Annotated in this window: 12 protein-coding genes; 7 read left to right on the top strand and 5 right to left on the bottom strand. The window is 41.5% G+C overall.

The features are described from left to right. Window positions 1–38 precede the first annotated feature (38 nt). Together PseudUWO311_RS06015 and PseudUWO311_RS06010 are read left to right on the top strand one after the other, a co-directional pair. Complete coding sequence (locus PseudUWO311_RS06015) at window positions 39–3,329, top strand: COR domain-containing protein (protein ID WP_142654307.1); 3,291 nt, start codon at window positions 39–41, stop codon at window positions 3,327–3,329. Between the two features lie 101 nt (window positions 3,330–3,430). Next, window positions 3,431–4,285 (top strand): Rpn family recombination-promoting nuclease/putative transposase, encoded by an 855-nt coding sequence (locus PseudUWO311_RS06010; protein ID WP_142654306.1) that lies wholly within the window; start codon window positions 3,431–3,433, stop codon window positions 4,283–4,285. Window positions 4,286–4,306: 21 nt separating this feature from the next. Here PseudUWO311_RS06010 and glcD read toward each other — a convergent pair whose 3' ends face one another. From glcD to PseudUWO311_RS05995, 3 genes are all read right to left on the bottom strand, one after another. Next, a complete protein-coding gene (glcD, locus tag PseudUWO311_RS06005; protein WP_142654305.1) occupies window positions 4,307–5,809 on the bottom strand; it encodes a glycolate oxidase subunit GlcD in 1,503 nt (500 codons plus the stop codon). A 73-nt stretch (window positions 5,810–5,882) separates the two neighbouring features. After that, window positions 5,883–8,768: a tetratricopeptide repeat protein gene (locus PseudUWO311_RS06000; protein ID WP_142654304.1), complete on the bottom strand. Its 2,886-nt coding sequence runs from the start codon at window positions 8,766–8,768 to the stop codon at window positions 5,883–5,885. A 97-nt stretch (window positions 8,769–8,865) separates the two neighbouring features. Then, the gene (locus PseudUWO311_RS05995; RefSeq protein ID WP_142654303.1) at window positions 8,866–11,403 is read right to left on the bottom strand and encodes a CHAT domain-containing protein; all 2,538 of its coding nucleotides are present in this window, start codon (window positions 11,401–11,403) and stop codon (window positions 8,866–8,868) included. Window positions 11,404–11,803: 400 nt separating this feature from the next. Here PseudUWO311_RS05995 and PseudUWO311_RS05990 point away from each other — a divergent pair, with 400 nt between their 5' ends. Then, window positions 11,804–13,015, top strand: a complete 1,212-nt coding sequence (locus PseudUWO311_RS05990) for an acyl-CoA dehydrogenase family protein (protein ID WP_142654302.1) — start codon at window positions 11,804–11,806, stop codon at window positions 13,013–13,015. A 66-nt stretch (window positions 13,016–13,081) separates the two neighbouring features. On the opposite strand, the gene PseudUWO311_RS05985 is transcribed toward PseudUWO311_RS05990, so the two are convergent. Both PseudUWO311_RS05985 and PseudUWO311_RS05980 read right to left on the bottom strand, forming a co-directional pair. Then, window positions 13,082–15,436 (bottom strand): ComEC/Rec2 family competence protein, encoded by a 2,355-nt coding sequence (locus PseudUWO311_RS05985; RefSeq protein WP_142654301.1) that lies wholly within the window; start codon window positions 15,434–15,436, stop codon window positions 13,082–13,084. 4 nt (window positions 15,437–15,440) lie between these two features. Further along, window positions 15,441–15,716 (bottom strand): hypothetical protein, encoded by a 276-nt coding sequence (locus PseudUWO311_RS05980; protein ID WP_142654300.1) that lies wholly within the window; start codon window positions 15,714–15,716, stop codon window positions 15,441–15,443. Between the two features lie 735 nt (window positions 15,717–16,451). Here PseudUWO311_RS05980 and PseudUWO311_RS05975 point away from each other — a divergent pair. The 4 genes from PseudUWO311_RS05975 (at window position 16,452) to PseudUWO311_RS05960 (ending at window position 19,662) form a co-directional block, all read left to right on the top strand. After that, window positions 16,452–18,083 (top strand): NF038122 family metalloprotease, encoded by a 1,632-nt coding sequence (locus tag PseudUWO311_RS05975; RefSeq protein WP_142654299.1) that lies wholly within the window; start codon window positions 16,452–16,454, stop codon window positions 18,081–18,083. Window positions 18,084–18,226: 143 nt separating this feature from the next. Continuing rightward, a complete protein-coding gene (locus tag PseudUWO311_RS05970; protein ID WP_142654298.1) occupies window positions 18,227–18,526 on the top strand; it encodes a hypothetical protein in 300 nt (99 codons plus the stop codon). Window positions 18,527–18,971: 445 nt separating this feature from the next. Next, window positions 18,972–19,232: a hypothetical protein gene (locus tag PseudUWO311_RS05965; protein ID WP_142654297.1), complete on the top strand. Its 261-nt coding sequence runs from the start codon at window positions 18,972–18,974 to the stop codon at window positions 19,230–19,232. Between the two features lie 202 nt (window positions 19,233–19,434). Then, on the top strand, window positions 19,435–19,662 hold the full coding sequence (locus PseudUWO311_RS05960; protein ID WP_142654296.1) for a hypothetical protein: 228 nt from the start codon (window positions 19,435–19,437) through the stop codon (window positions 19,660–19,662). Window positions 19,663–19,696 lie beyond the last annotated feature (34 nt).

Genomic DNA, 19,696 nt, shown 5'->3' with positions numbered 1-19,696 from the left:
AATTAATTTTTTTCCTTTTTACTTTCTACTTTTTCCTTATGAATGATGCAGAGTTATTGGCAATAATCGCACAAGCAGAACGAGAGGGCTGGACGGAACTCGATCTGTCGGGGAATGGTCTGGAAAGCTTACCCAGCGCAATTGGACGGTTGCAAAGTCTGGAAAAGTTGATTTTAGGTAAGTGGGTTATGGGGGAAGGAGGTATAGGAAATCGTTTAGAAGGAGGTATAGGAAATCGTTTAACTGCTATTCCTCAAGAGATTTTTCAACTAACCAATCTCAAAGAACTATCCATTTCATGTAACCAAATTACGCAGATACCAGACGCGATCGCAAACTTAGCGAATCTGACTACGCTTTCCCTCTATAACAACCAAATTACGGCGATACCAGACGCGATAGCCAACTTAGCAAATCTGGCTACGCTTTCCCTCTATAACAACCAAATTACGGCGATACCAGACGCAATCGGGCAATTATCAAATCTGACTACGCTTAACCTCGAAAGCAACCAAATTACGGCGATACCAGACGCGATAGCCAACTTAGCAAATCTGGCTACGCTTGACCTCTCTGACAACCAAATCACGGCGATACCAGACGCGATCACGCAACTCTCTAACCTTCAATCACTTTTTCTTCGTAAGAATCAAATAAATGTTATACCTGATGAAATTACTCAACTCATCAATCTTCAATTATTTAACCTTGGAGATAATGCAATCAGGGACATACCAGATACAATCTCTTCCCTCTCTAATCTCCAGTTCCTTTATCTATGGGGAAATCAAATTAGCGTTATACCTGATGTAATCTCTAAACTCTCTAGACTTCGTGAGCTTACTCTTGGTAGTAATCAAATCAGCGTTATACCTGATGCAATATCTCAACTCTCTAGTCTCCAAAGGCTTTCTCTCTTTGACAATCAAATCAGTATAATTCCTGAAGTAATTATCCAACTCTCTAACCTTCAAGAGCTATCTCTCTTTGACAATCAAATCCGTGTAATTCCTGATACTTTATATCAGTTAACTAAACTTAAAAAACTCAATCTACAGAATAATCCTTTACCTATTCCGCCAGAGATTCTTTATGATTATAAAAATCCTAAAGCGATTTTTGATTTTTGGTTGGAGCGAGAAAGACAGCCATTAAACGAAGCGAAAGTGATATTAGTTGGACAGGGAACCGTAGGCAAAACCTCACTGGTCAAGCGCTTACTCGACAATCAATTTAATGCAGACGAACGCAAAACCGATGGCATTAATATTCGGAATTGGCAGATTACAGCCAAAAATGAACAGGTGAAACTGCGGGTTTGGGACTTTGGCGGACAGGAAATCATGCACGCCACCCATCAGTTCTTTCTCACCGAGCGCAGCCTCTATCTATTGGTGATCAACACCCGCGAAGACGAACTTGCCAATCGCATCGAATATTGGCTGAAACTAGTTGAAAGTCTCGGAAATCAAGCCCCCGTGATCATTGTCGGTAATAAAATCGATGACCATCCCCTCGACCTCGATCGCCACGGCTTGCAAACCAAATATCCCAACATCAAAGGCTTTATTGGCACATCCTGCGCCACAGGGTTAGGAATTGGCGAACTCAAACAAAAAATCACCGCAATCATCGCCAACGAAATGCCCCATGTCTTCGATCCCATACCCGTCAAATGGCTAAACCTCAAGGACAAACTCGAACGGGACGATCGCGACTACATCACCTATCAGGAATACGATCAAAAATGCATCGAAACAGGCATCACTAGAGAATCATCGCGCCATACCCTCGTCCGCCTCCTGCACGAACTAGGCATCGTTCTCAACTTTGCCGATGACAAACGCCTCAAAGATACCAACGTTCTCAATCCCGAATGGGTCACAGTCGGCGCATACAGAGTGATTAATGATAACCTGCTGATGACTGAACATAAGGGCGTATTGCATTGGCAGGACTCAGCGCGAATCTTTCAACCAACATCTCGCAAAGATCGGGACGATTATCCCACCGAAGAATCGCGTCAATTCATACTTAGGATGATGGAAAAGTTCGAGCTATGCTTCCCAATGGAAGACCATAACCATCAAGACTATCCAGACTATCTAATTCCTGATCTCTTACCCAAAAACGAACCAGACACAGGCGAATGGAAAGAATGCCTCAATTTTGAATATCACTACGATAAAGTCTTACCGAATAGCGTCATCTCGCGTTTCATCGTCAAAAGTCACGACCTCATCGCCCGCACTAACTATCGAACCTACTGGCGCACAGGCGTAATCCTTGCCAACAAAGAAGGAAATAAAGCCTATGTCAAAGCCGATCTCGAAGATGCAAAAATCTTTATTCACATTTCTGGTAACTCCCCGACTCGCCGCAGTTTCCTCTCGATCATTCGTCACACCTTTGACCAAATCCACGATCGCCCGAAACTAACGCCCGATGAGCGAGTCTGTCTGCCCGATAAACCGAAAGAAAGTGTTAGCTACGATCATTTACTCAAGCTAGAAAAAAGAGGGAAAACAGATTATTCTAATAGCGATCGCGATTACAATATCCGTGAATTACTTGATGGTATCGAAGATAGGCGATCGCGCCAAGAGAAAGCTGAAAACCGAGGTGACACATATCATTTCTACGCAGAAACAGGACAGGTAATAACTGGCAATGTAAACCCCGCAGGCAACAATATTGGAACTCAAAACAATAATCTCAGTCAAAACCCTGCACCTGAAGCATCACCACCAAATAAAACCAACAGCGCAACTAAATCCATGAAAACGATTCTTCTTCTAGCCGCCAATCCCAAAAACACTAATCCTTTGCGACTACAAGAAGAAGAACGCGACATCAAAGAACGTCTACGCCTCGCAGGTTATGGAACAGAACCAATCAAAAGCACTGTCGCCGTTCGCCCTAGAGATATTCAGCAATCAATCCTAGACTTCGATCCGCAAATCATCCATTTCTCAGGACATGGCGGCGACGAAGCAGGACTAGTATTTGAAGATATTGACGGTAATCCTAAACTGATTAGCGGTGAAGCCTTATCCGATCTATTTGCACTATTTAGCGATCGCCTTGAATGCGTGGTTCTCAATGCCTGCTACAGCGAAACACAGGCACATGCCATATCTCAACACATCAACTACGTCATCGGTATGGATCGAAAAATTGGAGATGGAGCTGCGATCGAATTTGCCGTTGGTTTCTACACCGCTCTTGGAGCCAATAAACCCTACGATTTCGCCTTCAAACTCGGTTGTAACGCTATCCGCCTAGCAGGCATCGACGAAGCCCACACACCCAAATTGTTGAAAAAGTAGGGCGTTTTCATGAGATGAAACGCACCAGATAAATCCACTTGAAAATTTGAACTACGGCTTGAGTCGTTCTCAATTACCCATGAGAATGATAAAATTCCGCAATGATCGACAACATCTGTAAATTCTTAGCCGAAAACTTCCCCACAGACTTCGCCAGTTGGCTGCTAGGGGAAGCGATCGCCTTCACCAAACTCGAACCATCCGAACTCTCAGTAGAACCAATTCGGGCTGATTCAGTTATATTTCTAAAATCATTAAAAATCATCCTCCATATTGAATTTCAGACTGACCCAAACAAAAATATCCCCTTCCGCATGACCGATTATCTGCTGCGGCTGCATCGTCAGTTTCCAAACATGGAAATCTATCAAGTCGTGATTTACCTCACACCCAGCGCATCGCCACTTGTTTACGAAACCAAATTTAACCTTAGCGGACTAAGCCATCAATTTAACGTGATCAGACTTTGGGAGCAGCCCACGGAAATATTTCAGCAATACCAAGGACTATTACCCTTTGCCACCCTCTCACAAACAAACAACCCCGAAGAAACCTTAAGACAAGTTGCCAAGCAAATTGAGCAAATTACCGATAAACAAATACAAAGCAACGTAGCCGCATCCACCGCTATAATATCGGGTATAGCCCTGAATAAAGAAATCATCCAAAGACTTTTAAGGAGCGAAATCATGAAAGAGTCAGTAATTTATCAAGAAATCTTGCTTGAAGGCAAGATTGAGGGTATAGCCGAAGGCGAGGCTAGAGGCGAGGCTAAAGGTGAAGCTAAAGCATCTAACAAAATTGCCCAAAACATGTTGCGTTCCAATATTTCCCTAGAATTAGTCGCCCAATTTACAGGGCTAACCCTCAAACAAGTCCAAAAGCTCCAAAAACTTTCAGCAAAAAAAGCTCAACCACCAAAGGCAGCTAAAACAAAGCGATCGCCAAAAGCCTAATTATCAAAATGTAAAACCGCTCTAAAAACGCTCTACTAACTTAAACTTAGCGTCGCTATGAGTAGGCTTAGCCCCTTCACCACAAGTGCGCGGAGTCGGCAAAATCTTAGTTGGATTCGCAATCCCTTGCGGATCGAAAACATCACGCACCCATCGCATCGTCTCCAAATCTGATTCGCTAAACATCTCAGGCATATAGCACTTCTTATCAGCGCCAATGCCATGCTCACCTGAAATGCTGCCACCAACATGCACACAGAGCTTAAGGATTTCGCCGCCCAATTCCTCTACAACTTCCAAAGCACCAGCCTCAGCATTGTTATATAGAATCAACGGATGTAGATTACCATCACCAGCATGAAATACATTGGCAACATGATAGCCATATTTTTCGCTAAGCTTCTCAATCTCCTGTAACACATAGGTCAGCTTAGTACGCGGAATCACCCCATCCTGCACATAGTAATCAGGGCTAAGGCGACCCATGGCAGCAAAAGCTGCCTTTCTTCCTTTCCATAGCCTGAGACGTTGCTCTGGATCAGTTGCTGTGGTCACATTCCGCGCCCCATTTTTATAACAAATTTCTTCAACTCGTTTGGCACTTTCTGCAACTTCTATTTCTAACCCATCTATTTCAATTAGTAGAATCGAAGCCGCATCACGAGGATAGCAATTCGTTGCCACAGTATCTTCGACAGCGTTGATGCTCATGTTATCCATGATTTCCATTCCCCCAGGGATGATGCCTGCACTGATCACATCAGAAACAGTCGATCCTGCCGCTTCTACGGTCGTGAAATCAGCTAAGAGTACATGAATGGATTCCGCAGATTTAAGAATCTTCAGTGTAACTTCAGTGGCAATACCAAGAGTCCCCTCAGAGCCAACAAAAATTCCTGTAAGGTCATACCCTGGGTTTTCTGGAATTTTGCCGCCGATATCTTTGATGGAGCCATCGGGGAGAACGATCTTTGCACCAAGAACGTGATTGGTAGTAACTCCATATTTCAGGCAATGGACACCCCCTGAGTTTTCCGCAACATTGCCACCAATAGAGCAGATGATCTGACTCGAAGGATCGGGCGCGTAGTAAAATCCTGCACCGCTGACAGCTTGGGTGACCCAGTTATTGATTACTCCAGGCTGCACAACTACGCGCTGATTATCAAAATCAACTTCCAAAATCTTTTTCATGCGCGATGTCACGATCAGCACTGAGTCAGGCAATGGCAAAGCGCCGCCCGATAAACCTGTTCCCGAACCACGCGCCACAAAGGCGACCTTATAGCGATTGCATACTTTCACCACAGCCGAAACCTCTTCGGTGGTAAGAGGCAGTACGACGATCGCAGGTTGTTGCTTGTAGCTAGTGAGCCCATCGCATTCGTAGGTGATTAATTCTTCGCGGGTACGCACTACAAAACGATCGCCAACAATGGCGATAAAATCATTTGCGATCGCTTGCCAATCAAAGGGCTTTGTTGCGGCTGATGCGGTGTTGTGAATGGGGGCGATCGCGGTCATGCTGTATTTACAAGGTAATAAATATATTGATTTTATCGCAATTGTCGTTTAGCCATGCGATTGTCTTACAGTATCAAAGCCCATTACCGATCGCAAAGAAAGCTGACCAATAATTAGGATGGTTATATTTTGGAGATTTGATCAGAGCAACTTGCGCCCTATGTAAAGCTTCAGTGGAAGTGACATCGCCTTTTTTGAGTTCGCGATAAAAAGCTTCCATTAGGGCTTGAGTACCTTCATCATTGACAGACCAGAGAGAAGCGATCGCATTTTTTGCACCTGCTTTTTGAACTTGATAACCAAAACCTAATATTTCTACACCATCGCCAAGCTTGCCAACTCCAGTCTGACAAGCACTCAGGATAATCAAATCGATATTTGGTATCTGCCAATCAGCGATCTCACCAAGACGGATTTTGTCGCCATTGCCGAAGATGATGAAGGAGTTGTCAGGAGAGCCAGTATTAAACTCAGCATGGGTAGCAAGATGGAGAATGTTGTGGTTTTTGAATTTGGACTCGATCGCTTTACGACTAAAACCATCTTCGGTGAGAGTTACTGAATTTGGGAAAGATTTTGCGATCACTTGAACTTCCGTAAGTGTTGCAGGCAATGCACTTTGTCCAAACTTTTTCGTACCTGTGCTACCTCCAAAGGCTCCCGCGAGTATATTTGGTTGAATTTTTGGTTTTGGAGAAAAGTCGGAGAGACTGTAGGCGATCAGGTTACTAACTTTATATTTTTCAGCAAGCCATTGTTTGCCATCATAGAGCGCGGTAAGAGGAACATAACGCAAGATACCATCAGGAGCATAAAGAATAGTTTCGGCTTTGGCTGCAATCAGTTCACTTTCAATCGGTTTAATCAAAACATCATAGAGAGCTTTAGAAGCATCTTTGACATCCTCAGAGCCAGCATCAAGTAGTCCTGCTCTATATTCAGTGATCAATGATTCGAGCTTAGTTTTGGAGATCTTGACAGTGCGACTGATGGGAAGAGTGTTGGGAGAGAAGAAAATTATTTCTAGTTGATCACCTAAAATCAATGGATAGAGTAATATTGTTCCCTGAGGAATTTGCTTGAGGTAGTCAGGGACTTTGTTGATTTCTGCTTTGGGAAGTTGTTGGATCTGACCCGCAAGGTTCCGATTAAGTTCAGAACCTTTTTCATTACTAATCGAGACTAGCTGAGAGCTAATTGCTTTCTCTGGTTCTAAAATCCTCACACCTTGCGTAGTTCTATCGCTACCTTTGACGTTTTTGAGATAGTCTTCGAGTTCTTGGACTTTGAGGAGATCAAGGACTTGGAGAGCTTCCATGACTCGCCCCTGATTGAGCAATAAGCCAGCCAGCTTTTTGTAGCTGCTAGAAATAGTTCCTAAATAGGATCTTTGATCTTCCTTATTCAGCTTACGAATATCCTTGCGGATCGCTTCGCGCACATTGATTGACTGTTTGTAATAAAGAATTGCAAGTTCAGTTTGCTTTGATTCAGAAAATACTAATCCAATGCTTCCGAGAGCATGACCTTCGAGACTGCGATCGCCAATCTCTTTGGAGATTATTAATGCTTGCTGAAAAGAATTCATCGCTTCTTGACTACGCTTGAGAGCATTGTAGGCATACCCTAGAGTATGCTGCCCATACATTTCACCACTGCGATCTTTGATTTCCCTTGCGATCGCTAAATATTCCAGGTTGTACTCAATCGCTTTGTCATATTTGCCGAGTTCGTAGTAAGGAGCTCCTAAATTTCCTAGTGCTGCTCCTTCACTGAGTCTGTCTTTGATTTCTCTAGCGATCGCTAAACTTTGGAGTTGGTACTCAATTGCTTTGCCGTAGTTTCCAAGGTTGCGGTAAGCAATACCCAGATTTGCAAGCGATGCTCCCTCACCACGCCGATCTTTGATTTCTCGCTTGATTTCTAAGCTTTGGATTTGGTAATCAATTGCTTTGTCATACCTGCCAAGAGAAACGTAAGTGATCCCCAAATTTCCGAGTACCTCTCCTTCACCCTGTCGATCTTTAATTTCTCGCGCGATCGCTAAATATTGCATTTGGTACTCAATGGCTTGGTCATATTTACCAAGATTTTTGTAGGTAACACCTAGATTTCCCAGGGCTACTCCCTCACCGCGCCGATCTTTGATTTCTCTGGTAATCGCTAAGTATTGCTGATAGTACTCAATTGCTTGGTCATATTTGCCTAATGCATTGCTAGCAGCACCCAGATTACCCAATGCCTGTGCCTCACTTAGACGATTTTTGACTTCCCTTGCGATCGCTAAGGTTTGCTGTTGATAGTCAATTGTCTTGTCATATTTGCCGAGCGCATAGTACGCTGCTCCCAAATTCCCCAGCGCTTTTCCTTCTCCAAGGCGATCTTTGATTGCTCTAGTAATCTCTAAAGCTAGCAACTGGTTCTCAATCGCCTTGTCATATTGACCAAGATTTTGGTAAACGATACCCAAATTTCCTAGAGTTGCACCCTCGATCTGTCGATCTTTAAGTTCTCTGGCGATCGCTAAGCATTGCACAAAGTACTCAGCAGCTTTTTCTGATTTACCCAACGAAAGGTACGCATTTCCCAGATTGCCAAAGGAATTTGCCATACCTTGACGATCTCCCATCACTTTGGCAAGTTCGACGCTTTGCAATTGGTACTCGATCGCTTTTTCGTATTTCCCAAGTGCAAGGTAGGCGAGACCCAGATTTCCTAAAGCTGCTTGCTCTCTCGGACGAGATTGGATTTCCCGATAGATGGTCAATGCTTGCTGCCATGACTGAAAAGCCGCATCAAACTGGCTAAGTTGAAATTGCTGATTGCCTTGACTAAATAGAAGATCTCCTTCATTTTGGCGTGCTTGGGTTGGTTGCGCTTGGACACTTTCACTCATCATTATTTGCACTTGTCCACAAGCCAAAAAAGTCAACATCGCAATTCCAATAGCCTTATTCATCTTGAAAATCCTCACATTTACATCAGAAAATTGAGATCAATACCAGACAACATAAAGCTATATTCCGAAAAATAAGTGATCGTTACAAAAAATGTAACTACAGTCCATTCCCGATCGCAAAAAATGCCGACCAATAATAGGGATGGTTAAAATTCTTTGATTGAATTAGAGAAACTTGCGCTCGACGTAATGCTTCCGCAATAGGGACATCTCCCTTTTGTAACTCACTATAAAAATTTGTCATCAGTGCTTGTGTACCATTGTCATCGACTTTCCACAAAGAAGCGATCGCTACTCTTGCCCCTGCTGCTTGCATCTGATATCCCAAACCGAGAATCTCTACGCCACTGCCTAGCTTAGCCCCTAGCCCTGATTGACAAGCACTCAAAACCACCAGATCGACATTATTTAATTTCCAGTCGCGAATATCACTAATTGTTGCCTTATCGCCATTGCCAAATAGAATAAATGATTCTTCAGGCTTACCGACCGAGAGATGACCATGAGTAGCTAAATGCAGAATTGAATAAGAGTTTGCTTTGGATTCAGTAATGTTTTTGGTGAAATCAGATTCGAGTAAGCTTGTGGTATCCGCAAAGCGATCAGAGATTTTTTGGACTTCTACTAAAGTTGCAGGCAATCCATTAAATCCTGCTCGCTGAACATCACTCTTACCACCAAAAGCTCCAGCTAAAATCCGTGGCTTTGCGATCGGTTTTGGATTAAATTTGGTAAGTGATTGAGCCGTAATACTGTTAGTACGATATTTTTCAGCCAGCCATTTTTTGCCATCATAAAGAGCAGACAAAGGAATATAGCGCAGTTTTGAATCAGGGGCATAGATGATCGTATCAATTTTGAGTTGTTCTAACTCGCTCTCAAAGGGTTTGATTAACCATGTATAGAATTTTTGTGCAGGCTCTTTCACATCATCGGAGCTTGCATCTCGCAATCCAGTTATAAAGTCAATAATTTCTTTATTCAGTTCTTCTCGCTTTAGTTTAATAGTGTGGCGGATTGGCGGAGTTTTTGCAGTAATCAAGATTAATTCAAGACGATCTGCAAGAACAAGAGGATAGAGCATCACTGCGTTAGGACTCTGGGTAAGAATATCTTTGCGCAGAGCTTGGAGATTTACAGGATCGATGGTTTGTTTTTCATTACGGCGCAGTTCTTCAATCAGTTTTTGAACTTCAGGATTATTCAAAAAAGCATTAAATTGCTTCTTTTGATTTTGTTCTGATTGGACGAGTTGGCTAAGACGTTGTTTTTCTGAAGCCGATAACTTGTTGTCGCGATCTTTTTGTTGGAGGTTATTGAGTTCGATCGCTAAAGCAATGATAGTCTGTTCAGGAGTTTGGAGGCTTAAGCCTTTTTCAGTTTCATCATTACCGCGCACTGTGCGAAGATAATCGCTGAGTTCTTGGACTTTGAGCAGATCTAAAACCTGCTGAGCTTCAAAAATTCGATCTTGTTTGAGAAGTAAGTCAGCAAGTTGACGATAGCTACCTTCGACAGTGGCTAGATAGGACTTTTGCACTTCCTTCGGTAATTGGCGAATGTCTTTACGAATTGATTCATGAATGTTGACAGCCTGCTTATAAAAGAGAATTGCCAGTTCAGTTTGCTTAAGATTGCTAAAGGCAAGACCCAAATGTTCAAGCGAATATCCTTCGCTGTAGCGATCGCCAATTTGTTTAGATATAGACAAAGATTGCTGCAAGAAATCTATGGATTCTGCATATTTTTCGAGGCTACCATGGGCATAGCCCAAACCGTTGAGAGCATATACTACCCCATTGAGATCGCCTATTTTTTTGAAGATTTCTAAAGACTGTTCGTAGAAACCTATGGCTTTTTGATATTGCTCTAAACTGCTGTAAGTGCTGCCTAGAGTGTAGAACGAATTTCCCTGCCCCTTAAGATCACCGATTTGTTTTCTGATTACCAGAGATTGCTCATTCAATTCAATTGATTTTGCATACTGCTCTAAACTGTCATAAACATATCCCAATCCATTCAGCGAATATGCTTCTCCAACGCGATCGCCAATTTGCCTTCTGATCACTAGAGACTGCTCGTAGAAACCAAGTGCTTTTTGGTACAGCCCTACGCTTTCATGGACATCAGCAAGTCCATTGAGCGCATCTGCTTCTCCAACGCGATAGCCAATCTGCTTAAAGATAGTCAGGGATTGTTGGTGGAAGTCTATTGATTTCTGATATTGTCCAAGATTATCGTAAGCTTCTCCCAATCCATTTAAAGAAGTTGCTTCAATAGTGCGATCGCTAGTTTCTTTGGCAATTCCTAAAGCTTGCTGGTAAGAACTAATTGCTTTTTGATATTGTCCAAAACTATTATGGTTTCTACCTAGACCGATCAATGCAAAGGCTACCCCCTCTCGATCATTTATAACTTGATAGATATCTAATGCTTTTTGAAATGACTGAGAAGCTTCGCGATATTGACTTTTGTCAATTTGCTGATGTCCTAATTCGATGAGCTTTTCTGCTTCTGTCTCAGTGTTTTTGGTTGTCTGTGCTACCCCAATCATATTTTGGGAATCTGGTGGCATCATCAGACCAAAGATTGCTAATGTCATAACCAAAACTAGAGAGGAAGTCTTTGTAGCCATAACCTTACTTTAGACAATTTGGATGTTGCATCATAATTGTACATTTATGCGAATAGGCATTGGTCAGCTAATCGGAGATAAGTGTTGAAACGCCCATTGCATGACGGCAAAAAAAACACAAATACGTTGATCACGCCTTAACTGTCCAGTGCCAAAACTTTACTAAGTAATGCTTTCATTTATTCCCGATTAAGTTTATTGATGCAATTTCATTTAACTTATAGAATAATCTAAGTCAATTTATTCTTAAATATTGAAATAAAATCATATTTGCGTTAAAATTCCAGCAATATCAATTTAATCTGCAAATACGATACTTGTCGATATCTCCGTCAATCAGACTGAGTAAGACCAAAATTCCATTGCAACACCCTCTATCTAATTTATTGGAATATAAAAATTGGACTTTGAAGATTTGACAAGTAAGCAAAAATACTTGATTGAAACAATCAGACAATTGGGTATTAAGAATTTTGCTCCTCGCGCACATTTGTATGATGAGCAAGCCTCTTTTCCTCACGAAAATTATCAAGATTTAAGAGAGCATGGATTTTTGGCTTTATGTATTCCCCAAGAGTACGGAGGAATTGGTGCTGATTTTGCTACTTATTGCTTAATATCGTCTGAAATAGCTCGTTATTGTGGTGCTACAGCTCTTACGTATAACATGCACATTTGCTCAACTTTATGGTTAGTGTTGAGCAAAGAACTCCCAATGACAGAAGCACAAAGAGAAGAATGTGAGCTTTATCAAGTAAAGCATTTCTCAAGAATAGTGAGAGAAAAAGCCATCTATTCTCAACCTATTTCTGAGGCAGGTGCAGGAGTCTCTATGGGTAAGTCCTATCAAACAAGTGCCAAAAAAGTTGATGGTGGATGGATCGTTAACGGAACAAAAATCTTTGCATCTCTTTCTGGTGTTGCTAATTACTATGGGGTTGTTTGTACTGAGCAAAAGAATATGGCATCTGTCGAAGATGCTATTTATTTAGCTATTCCTGCTGATGCTAAAGGTGTGGAAGTAACAGGTAAATGGGATCCTCTTGGAATGCGAGGTACTGTTTCTCGAACCTTGATTTTTAAGGATGTATTCGTCAATGACGATGCTCAGCTATTACCAAATAATATTTACTTCAAACTTACTCAGTACTATCCATATATATTTTTTACATTAGCTTCTACTTATATGGGGATTGCCCAAGCAGCTTATGATTTCACGGTTAAATATCTCCGTGGAGAAGTAGAAGGAATACCTCCAATTAAACGTAGAAAAGACAAAATAAAACAATTTGTTGTTGCAGAAATGTTTATTAAGTTAGAGCAAACTAAAGCTTTATTTCACACAGTAATTAACGAGACTCAATTTAATCCAAGTAAAGATAAAAGATTAAGGATATATGCTGCCAACTACACAATCATGGAAAACTCTAATGAGTTATGTCGCTTAGCTATTCGAGTTTGTGGTGGGCAGTCTCTTTTGAAGACCTTACCGCTAGAAAGACTTTATCGAGATAGTTGTTGTGGAGCAATTATGAGACCATGGCCATCAGATCGTTGCTTGGATAAATTAGGCTTTGAAACTTTATATGAATATGGCGAAATTGACGATTAGATTTAATCTGATTGCAAATTGATCGGTATACCCAAAAAACTCGCGCAGCGAGTTTTTTGCGTTAATTTAGATAGGCGATCGCGTGTCTTGTTGATCGCGGAGGGTATGAAAGTCTTTGTCAGGTGTCCACTGAATTGCACCGTCGCGACCTGTATAAAATACTCTGATTTTAGCTTCATAAAGTTGGTTGACCATGGCTTCCACAACGCTAGTTGCAGAAGCGATCGCAACTTTAGGATTGATCGCTTGCAAAACCGCAGGTTCTATTTGCCCACCTGTCCACCAGAGTATATTCGCAGATAGTTTAGGAAGTAGATCTTTTTTGGTAGAGATAGCTTGTTGAGATTTAGGATCGGCATTAGGCAGTAACAACCAAGTAAGTTCACCAGTTTTGATCTTTAAAACATCAGGGGATTGATTGAGTAGTTGAATATCTACTTGATTATTAATCGTCAAGGTTTCGCCAACCTTGAGCGAAGCTAGAGGAGTTTTTGCATTAGCGAGAGCTTGTTGGAGATTTTGATAAGGTTTTGGAGTGACACCGAGACTGATATCCCGAAACTGAGAGATCTCTACTGGGCCAGATATCAGAGTATTCCAACCGTCGCTGACATCAGGCTGCGTATCTGTGGATATTGCCCAATCAATGCGATTAACTCCGAGCTTTTGTAAAAATGGTTGCAATGTAAAACTGGTAAATTGTTGATCGCCGCTATTGATTAGTACCGTTTGATTTTGATTTTTGATCAGCATGATTGGGACATCATTAAAGGCTGGCAATGTTACTTGAAAGACATTTGCTTGAGCGATCGCATTGGGGACAAACAAAACTACGCAAGCTAAAACAAAGGCGATCATCCAACGCTGCATTTTGCCAAACCAAGGCACTAACCAAATCGCCATAAACAAACCATAGGCAATTAGCATTTGCCAGAGATTAATTGCGCCGACGCTAGTACTAGCATTAGGCAAAGTATTAACCCATTGCGCGAGGTCAATCGTCCAATGCAGCAAGGGATAGAGTAGCCAAGCGATCGCTGCGCCAATTGGCACAAAAATAATTCCTAAAAGCCCGCTAACAATGCCGCCATAGGTTGATATCGAAACTAATGGCGTAGTAAAAATATTAGCAACTAAGCTATAGGGGGAAAGCTTCCCAAATACCAATAGCTGTAAGGGCAATGTCCAGATGTAAGCTGCGATCGGTACAGATAGTAATTCAGCGATCGTTGGTGGTAGCCATTCTAAGCGTTCGGAAATTGATCTCGAAGTGGTGAGTAGACCGAACGTAGCAAGAAAACTGAACTGAAATCCTAAGTCCCAAATCCAGAGTGGTTGATATAGTAATAACAAAACGGCGGTAACGATTAGACCAATAATGGGGCGGCTACGGCGTTGCACCACTAAACCAATCAAACTACCAAAACCCATAACTACGGCTCGTAAAATCGATGGGCTCGCACCTGTCAGCAGCAAATATCCGCCTAAACAAAGGCTCCCAATCACAAATTGCAGCTTTAGTGATTTATGCCGACTCAAGGCGATCGCAGCACCTAATACCAATGTCACCTGAAACCCTGAAGCGGCAAGTACTGCCGCCAATCCCGCCTGAATAAAAGCATCCTTTAGATCGCTTGGCAAATCTACCGCCCGACTACCCAAAACCAACGAGCTAAGCAATGAACCCTCTGGTACGCCAGCTCCCATCACATGGGTGCGAACGATCCGACTCACAAACCACCATTCACCAAAGCTAGGCGCATCACCTTTTTCTATTAGCGATCGCCCACTCATGCCCGCAAATACACCCTGACGCGCTAAATAGGATTTAAAATCAAAGGCTCCAAAATTATCGGCGCGATTTGGCAAATACAATCGTCCTGAAAGCTCAACTGCTTGTCCTGAGCGTAAACCTGTCACCTCAATCAATGGCACGGTTACATATAATTTGCCTGAAGCCGCGACAAATTTATTAGATTCATCGGGCTTAGCTTCAGTATTGCTGGGATTGCTCGGATTAGTCGTAGGCGGTTGAGTAAGATCTTTCAGATTTAATTTTCCAGAGGTATTGATCTCTTTTACCTCTAATAAGAACTTAGCCCGATCGCTGCGAGTCAAGCTAGGTGCTTCAATTACCTGTCCCCGCACGATCGCATTGGACAACGGTGCATATTTAGAAATATCTTCAACTTGTGGCTGAGGCGTGCGAATTTTGACATAAAAGCAAGCAAAAACAGCAATTAACGTTGCTAGTAGATAAACCCAACGTTTTGGACCTAAACGCCAAACGGCAGGAACCGCTAATGACAAGCTAAAACCACTGCCCAAAACCACATAAAAGCCTGTCCAGTCTGGCAAAAAACTGGCATAGGCTCCTGCAATAAAGAATAAAGCTATAACTAAAACAAATTGCGATTTCATTTTCTCAGATTAGATCATCGCCATAGATGTTCCGAATGGCGCGATCGCTAAATTCTGATGGTGGGCGATCGTTGCTCCAAGCCCACCATACCGATTGGCACTCACAGTGATAAAACTCTTGCCACTTACGTTGATGATTTTCAGTATAAACAGGCGATCGGCGATTAACCCACACAGCATTAGCCTTGCTTGGGGGCTGTCCACATTTAGGACAGCAAAACCCAGTGGCATGTGTAGCCTTTTCGACCCATTCTGGGGGTATTGGATTAAAAGCATCCATAAAAATGATTAGGTAACGCGACTTTGCGATCAATGCGATCAATATTTCTAGAGATTCTGCTGAACTTATGTTGCTTTAAGTTAACGCAAGATTACCAATAAATGTCTTACATTGCTATAGCTCCAAAATTCTGGGCTATGGCGATGTAAGTTTTGCTTACCCAAAAGATAAAGTGGGGCACAAAGTACCACCACTTTATCTTTTGGGCTTTGATTTGTTCTAGCTACCTTATTCACTGCTAAGGCATGAAAAATAAATAAATTGTGCAGTTAATAATATCCAAATTGTTTCGACGGGCGAAGCCCGTCGAAACAATTTGGATATTATTAAATTTCTGATCCTAAGTAGTTGTGTAAAATAAATTACCAAAACCCTTAAAGTTATGCACCACAGCAGCGCAATTTTAAGGGTTTTGCTTCGCAATTAATTATGCCTAGCTACTTACATAGCAATGATATTTTTACTTAAGGCAAACCCACAAAGAGGGTTGAGATGTTTGTGCAGCAACCATCTCAACCCTCTTTGTGGGTTCAGGAATATTTATAACTTTCTAATAACTTTCTAATAACTTTTTGGTAGTGACAACAGATCTATGTCCGCGTTATCGTATTAATGAAATTAACTCAGTTAGCTATTAATTCAGTTAATTTATATATTTTTTTGTGTGTCCATTGTTTTCAAGAGATTGATGTTGGGGGGGGGATCCAACTTACGAATTTTTGGGGCAGGAAAGTAATGCAATTTAATTTTAGTTACGCACAAGGCGTATCCCAGATTCAGATGGCTGCATTTGAGATGGCTGGCAAAATATGGTCTTCATATTTGACCGACAATGTGACCATCAATATTGCTGTTGATGTCCAAAAAGACTTTGCTGGCAATACCATCGCTGGGGCTATTGCTCGTTCTAACGATTATTGGTTTAGTACCTATGCTAATGCCCTTAAAAATGATGCTGATCCCACCACTACCGATCAATCAGTAGTTCGCACACAGACTTTTAATCGCAGTACATTTGAAGCGAGATATGACGCTATTGTTTCTAATCAACTTGTCAATTCACAACAGATGGGATGGCAACTGAGTATCAACAGTGCTAACGCCAAATCAGTGGGGTCAGTAGGAAGAGGAATAGATACTAAAGCCAGTAATGTCCTTGACGGTTACATTGTCATGCGCGATCTGACTGGGACGAATACGAGTTGGAGTTATAACTTCAACCGTCAGAACACAGTTCCTGCTAAGTCAGTAGATTTTATTGGTGTAGCCGTTCATGAAATTGGTCATGTTTTAGGCTTTCAGAGCAGTATCGATCGCCCATGGGTTGGTGCTGGTGATTTAAGTAGTTTAGAATATAATTTCGGGCTAAATGAGCGTGTTAATGAAGCATCGCCTCTAGACCTTTTCCGCTATTCCAATAAAAGTAGGGTTGGAAGCAAAACAAACATAGATTTAAGTGTTGGTGGCAATCAATACTTTGGACTTGGGACTAATGGTGCGACCTTTGTTGGTAGCTTTGATAATGGCGTGGATAAGACCAGAGGTGGCAATGGCTTTCAAGCAAGTCATTGGCAGTCTGGTGGAATCATGGACGCAGAAATTCAGCGTGGTCAGACCGCCGCAATTACAGGTTTAGATTTGATTGCTTTTGATGCGATCGGTTGGGACATTGCCACAGGTGGTATCAATAAAACCATTAATTTTGCCCAGCTAGAAATAGAAGCTAAGCAGATTGCTGGTCAAAAGACCACGCAAGATATCAACAGTGCCATGGCTTTGATGTTTGACAACTCTGACATCTATATGCCTCAAGCGATCGCTAATCCATTACTTGAAGCCCGCAGAGGTAGTTGGTGGCAAGAGCTTTATGCTCGTACTGGTGGCTGGTGGCAAGAATATTTTGCCCGCACAGGTGGCTGGTGGCAAGGAATTAAAGGTGCTTTCGGAGAAGAAGCGATTTTCGACTCCGTTGAGGGTGCTGATATCGAGTTATTGCAGCTTTTTGATAGCTATGCTACTACTGACTGGTCAAATAGCGATGATATCGATGCTCTAACGGGTAAAGCTGAAGGTGCAATGTTGGTTGGCGAAGATTCCATTGAGTTGGATGTATCTGCTGCTTCTCAGTTTATCAATTTTGGATCTGCTCAGTCTTTTCTAAATTTCCAGAATAATGGATTCTCAATCTTGGATCAACAACAAACCAGCCAAGGGCTTGAGTTTGGTGCTGAGCTAACCAAGTCGAACGTTGTTCTTGGTAGCAATAAATCTCAAACATCTTCTATTTCTGATAGTTCGCAATTATTAGGTGACTCACTAACTCCTTGGTGGTTAGGCGATGCATCTTCTTTGTGGGCTGTGCGTTAGATTGGTTCTTAACTTTAGCAGACTAAAAGAATCCCTCTAATCAACACGTTTCAACGGGTTTAAGCTTTCAGCCTGCAATTTATTGCAGGGCTACTGCGTAAGTCCTAAAACTGTAACACTACTTAAAAAATTAGATAAATATAATGAATTACGACAAAGCAGAAGCTAGCCCAAACACAAATATTGATATTTCTAAACAGGTTATGGATCGCTCTATTAGCGAGGGATTACCTCATTCACAGCATGAAAGTTATCAGCCGATTATACAATCACCATCGCATCAAGCATTAATGTATGAATCAAAGTACTTGATAGCTGAAGCTAAAAAACTAATGAGTAACCGTAAAGCCACATACTCTCCTCAGGGATTGATTAATGACTCAAAATGTTTGATTGCTCATGCTGAAAAAATACTAAATAATTGCGAAGCAATGCATAGATGAGAAGCTTTATTGCCAACAGAAAAAATCTTGTAATTTTCCAGTAAAAATCAATAATCTTTATTTTAAGCTGTGTAAGATTAGGATTTCCCATGAGCTATTCTTGACGACAAAAAAGTAGATTTAGACAATTAAAATTAGTATAGTTCTGATTGTTTAGAAGCATTTCGGGCTATTTTATTTTAATATTCTGATTTGGCGATTATTAATAACTTTCTTATAACTTTTTAGTATAGACATTAACTATTTGAACAGAATATAGTAATTCTCTAGTCAATTTATACAATAAGTTTCTGAGTTCTACTACTTTCTATATTTATTAGAGAAATAGAGATTGAAGTGGGGTTTTCTAGATATGTGTCGGGACGGGGGGAGAATCAAAATAATTACTAAATTGATTCTAAATTAGGTTTCTTGCTATCAAATCATAAAAGTCTTGGGGTTCATTATGAAAATTTCTTCTGTATTTTGTATTTCCGCGATCTCTGCATCTACTCTTATCACTTTCAGTACAGCGGCATTTGCAATCTCTCAGCCTCAAAATAGCTCTGCAAATTCGCTGTTACAGCCTCTTCAAATATCTAATCTTTCTACTCAAAAGCTTGCTGGTGAAATTGAAGTAGGTCAAGGTGAAGAGGAAGATGAAGAGTCGGACGAAACGAGTGGCAGAAGATGCCCTCCTCGTGACCCTATCTGTGGATGGTGGTAGGCTATACATCCCCCCATCTAATTATCCCAGACAATTAGTTTCTACATCCTAATTGTTTGCAAAGATATCAAAAAATTAGGGATTAGGATTGATTTCTCCAGCCATTTTGTGATCCAGCTAGTGGGGAAGACTCAAAATCATTTTTAATTTGATTCCAAACTAGGTTTATTGAAATTAAATCGTAAAATTATAGAATTTAATTATGAAATTTTCTTCTGCTTTTTCGGCTTCTGCGATCGCTGCATCTACTCTAATTACCTTTAGTACTGTTGCTTTTGCAGTTTCCCAGCCTAAAAATATTTCTGCTAATTTAGAATTACAGCCCGCTCAAATGTCCGAAACTTCTACACAAACGATTGCTGGTAGAACCTGTCGCAAAGACGATATTTTGTGTGGATGGTGGTTGGTTATTGATGACTGGTTCTCGTAGGATAATTTTCCCTCAAATCCCCTGCTTTTTGTGA

Source organism: Pseudanabaena sp. UWO311 (assembly GCF_006937785.1).
Classification (GTDB): Bacteria; Cyanobacteriota; Cyanobacteriia; order Pseudanabaenales; family Pseudanabaenaceae; genus Pseudanabaena.
This window is presented reverse-complemented; position numbering and strand designations above follow the sequence as displayed.